Raw genomic sequence first — 3,749 nt, forward strand, 5'->3', positions numbered from 1 at the left:
GATCGACGACCGGTGGCCGCCGCTCTCGCCGCGCGAGGCGAAGATATCCAGGCTTTCGCCCATCGCCTCCAGGTCGCGCGTCAGCGCGATCAGCCCGGACATCGAATCCGGATTGTTGAAGATGAAGCGCTTGCCGCGCAGAAGATCGAGCGGGATCACAGCCTTGCCATCCTGCGGTGAGGCAACCGAGAATCCGCCATCCGCGGCCATTACCAGCGCGCTGGAATAAAGTTCGCCCTGCCCGCCCTCGAACGCATCGTAGTTCGGCTGCGCGATCACCTGCACATGCCGGGCAAGGCCGAGTTCCATCGGCCCCCAGCAGGTTTGCCCGAACAGAAGCGCCGGGCTCAGCCAGAGCTGGTGGAAATCGAACTCGTCCGGGGGCAGCGTCGCCGGGTCCGGCGCGATCACCTCACCGGCGGCGTCGAGGATCCCCCCGGGCACCGGCGGCAGATCACCATTGCGGCGCACGACCGTTTCCGGCGCCTCGATGCCCCTTTGCCGGAAGGCGTCACGCAGCCGCGCCCATTGCACGTCGACCTCGCCCCGCGCTTCGGGCCAGTCATACATCGGCAGGGCCGCAACGAACTTGCTCATGTCGAACAGCTTTCAAGGACAGGCGATCTTCGGCGCCTGCATTCCGCCACGAAGAAAGCGAGCGCGGAAAGTCGAGATTACTCTTTTGGCGGCTCGGCCGGAACAGGCGCCGTGCCAAGCCCGCTCACATTGCGTGCCCTGACGCGCGGCTTGAAGGCGCGGCCCGGCTCCGGCGTGCGGCGCAGCACCGGATGGACGACCGGCTCCTTGGCCTTGAAAGCGTGGGCCTTGAGCATCGCGAAATAGTTCGGATAGGCATAACCGTTGTTCATCCGCAGCCACTCTTCGCGGCGCTCGCGAAACAGCTTTGGCAACCTATACCAGGCAATGGTCGGGCTCTTGTGATGAATGAAATGCAGATTGTTGTTCAGGAACAGGAAGGAGAGCGGCGAACGCTCGACGATCACCGTGCGCCCCTCCGGATGCTCCGACCACTGGTGCTCCGCATAGGTGCGGATCGAGATCAGCGACTGGCCGAACCACACCGGCACCAGGATATAGAGCCAGAGAGGAATGCCGAAGCCAAACGTGACGATCGGCACCGCAACCGCGAGACCGATGGCATGCAGCAGCCAAGCCTTGCGGATCACCTTGTCGCCGGCAAGGATCTGCTTGGCGTCGTCGATGAAGAAGCCGACCGAGGACAGCAACGGTCCGAGAATGAAGCGGCCGACCATCGTGTTGTTGATCTTGAGCAGAAGCTTCATTGTCGGCGGCAGTTCCTCGTGCATCCAGAGCGCCTGGTAATAGCTCTCCGGATCGTCGAGCGGATCGGTCAGCCGCTCGTCCGCGTGATGACGAAGGTGGATGGTCTTGAAGCGGCGGAACGGCCAGACCGTGCCGATCGGCAAAAAGACGAAGGCTTCATTGATCCTGGCGTTGCGGGTCGGATGGCCGTGCGACACCTCATGCATCAGCGAGGATTGCAGAGCCAGGATAAAGGGCAGGATGGCAAGCGCCAAAAGCGGATAAGATGGCCACAGCAGGAAGCCTATTGCGAACCACGCACCGTAGCAGAAGAGAATGAGGCAGACTGTCGGCCATTCGATTGCCGGTGCGTTTTTGCGTCTCTTGTTCATGCCGGTATTCGTGCTTGCCATGCTATCGACCACTGCCTTCCAGTCGCCGGAACCAACCCGATTCCTGACAGCATTGTGTCAGGAGCCTATCGTTGCCGCAACGCGACAAAGCGAACAAACTGTTGCGAGTGCGCATTTTCAGCCGCATATGTTATACATTGTAAACAAATACGAGGATTCATTTCCGCCTGAGCCATGTTCAAGACGCTCCCGGCGCAAATTTTTCCTCTCCGAAGCAGGAGCAGCGTGATGGACAAGCGCGATCTGTCGACTCTCTTCCGGGAGCGGTTGAAAATGCTCTTGACACGATCCGACCTCAACCAATCGGCCTTCGCGGCAGCGGTCGGCATCGACCGCTCGGCATTGTCGCAGCTCCTGTCAGGCGCCTCGACCCGCCTGCCCCGTGCCGAGACGCTTCTCAACATCGCGGCCGAGTTCAAAGTGTCGCTCGACTGGCTGCTGGGCCTCTCCCACGACGAGGGCGTCACCGGCGAGATTAGAGAGAGCCTGGAGATCGAGGAGGCGCCGGACGGTTTTGACCGCACGCTGCTCGCCAAGTGGCACGCCGAGGCGGCAGGCACGAAAATCCGCTACGTGCCGGCAGGCATCCCTGACCTTCTGCGCACCGAGGCGCTGATCGAATATGAGGCCGGGATCACCAACAAGAGCCGCGAGGCGCAGGCCGGCGAAACGCAATACCGCATCGACTATACAAGGCGGCCGGAGACCGACATGGAGGTCTGCATGCCGCGCCACACGCTGGAGATCTTCGCGCGCGGCCTCGGCGTCTGGGATCGTTTTCCCGAAGCCGAAAGGCGCAAGCAATTGCTGCACATGGCAGCCCTCCTCGACGACCTTTACCCGACCTTCCGCCTGTTCCTCTATGACGGACGCATGCGCTATTCGATCCCCTACACGATCTTCGGCCCCTACCGCGCCGCTATCTATGTCGGCGACATGTATCTGGTGTTGAACGCGACCCAGCCGATCCGCACCCTCACCAGCCATTTCGACAATCTGATCCGCGCCGCCGACATCAATGCGCATGAGGCGGCGAGCTTCGCGCAGAGGCTGGCCGCGACGTCCTTCCCGTCGGGCTCCTTCTGAGCGCTTGCCCTGCCCGGTCGACCACCATCCAACCAATGGTGAGGCCTGCATCGAAATCGATGCCGAGATCAATCCGGCCTATAAGGTCTTCTCAGCCGCAAACGCGTTGACTGGACATAAAGACTTCTTTATATCGTTATTTGAATTCGAACACGAAAGCAAAAGCCATGACCGCGACCAACCCGATTGACGCATTGCTGGCCGAAAAGGGCGTGCTCCTGGCCGACGGCGCCACCGGCACCAATCTGTTCGCCATGGGTCTCGAGGCCGGCGAAGCGCCCGAGTTGCTTAATGAAACTTCGCCCGAGACGATTGCCAGCCTGCATCAGAACTTCGTCGATGCCGGCGCCGACATCATCCTGACCAACTCCTTCGGCGGCACCCGCCACCGGCTCAAGCTGCATCATGCGCAGGACCGCGTGCACGAGTTGAACAAGCGCGCCGCTGAGATCGCCCGCTCCGTCGCCGACAAGGCCGGCCGCAAGGTGATCGTCGCCGGCTCCGTCGGCCAGACCGGCGAGTTGCTGGTGCCGCTCGGCGCCCTGACCTATGACGATGCCGTCGATGCCTTCGCCGAGCAGATCGAGGGTCTCAAGGCCGGCGGCGCCGAAGTCGCCTGGGTCGAGACCATGTCGGCGCCCGACGAGATCCGCGCCGCGGCCGAAGCCGCCATCCGCGTCGGCCTGCCCTATACCTATACTGGTTCCTTCGACACCGCCGGCCGCACCATGATGGGCCTGCTGCCGAAGGACATCCACGCCGTTGCCGACGGCCTGTCGCAGGCCCCGCTCGGTGTCGGCGCCAATTGCGGCGTCGGCGCTTCCGATATCCTCGCTTCGCTGCTCGACATGACCGAGGCGAAGCCGGAGGCGACCGTGATCGTCAAGGGCAATTGCGGCATTCCGGAATTCCGCGGCAGTGAAATTCACTATTCAGGCACGCCGGAGCTGATGTCCGATTATGTGC

Annotated in this window: 4 protein-coding genes; 2 read left to right on the top strand and 2 right to left on the bottom strand. The window is 62.3% G+C overall.

Going from position 1 to position 3,749, the window contains the following annotated elements:
• Together EOA24_RS30570 and EOA24_RS30575 are read right to left on the bottom strand one after the other, a co-directional pair.
• The coding region (locus tag EOA24_RS30570) for a phosphate ABC transporter substrate-binding protein (protein ID WP_127410414.1) at positions 1-597 on the bottom strand (597 nt) is incomplete at its 3' end.
• Positions 598-674: 77 nt separating this feature from the next.
• On the bottom strand, positions 675-1,676 hold the full coding sequence (locus EOA24_RS30575) for a fatty acid desaturase (RefSeq protein ID WP_126082187.1): 1,002 nt from the start codon (positions 1,674-1,676) through the stop codon (positions 675-677).
• Between the two features lie 249 nt (positions 1,677-1,925).
• Here EOA24_RS30575 and EOA24_RS30580 point away from each other — a divergent pair, with 249 nt between their 5' ends.
• Positions 1,926-2,783 (top strand): helix-turn-helix transcriptional regulator, encoded by an 858-nt coding sequence (locus tag EOA24_RS30580; protein WP_126082186.1) that lies wholly within the window; start codon positions 1,926-1,928, stop codon positions 2,781-2,783.
• 167 nt (positions 2,784-2,950) lie between these two features.
• The coding region (gene bmt, locus EOA24_RS30585) for a betaine--homocysteine S-methyltransferase (protein WP_127410415.1) at positions 2,951-3,749 on the top strand (799 nt) is incomplete at its 3' end.

The sequence above is a fragment of the Mesorhizobium sp. M2A.F.Ca.ET.039.01.1.1 genome (genome assembly GCF_003998035.1).
Classification (GTDB): domain Bacteria; phylum Pseudomonadota; class Alphaproteobacteria; order Rhizobiales; family Rhizobiaceae; genus Mesorhizobium.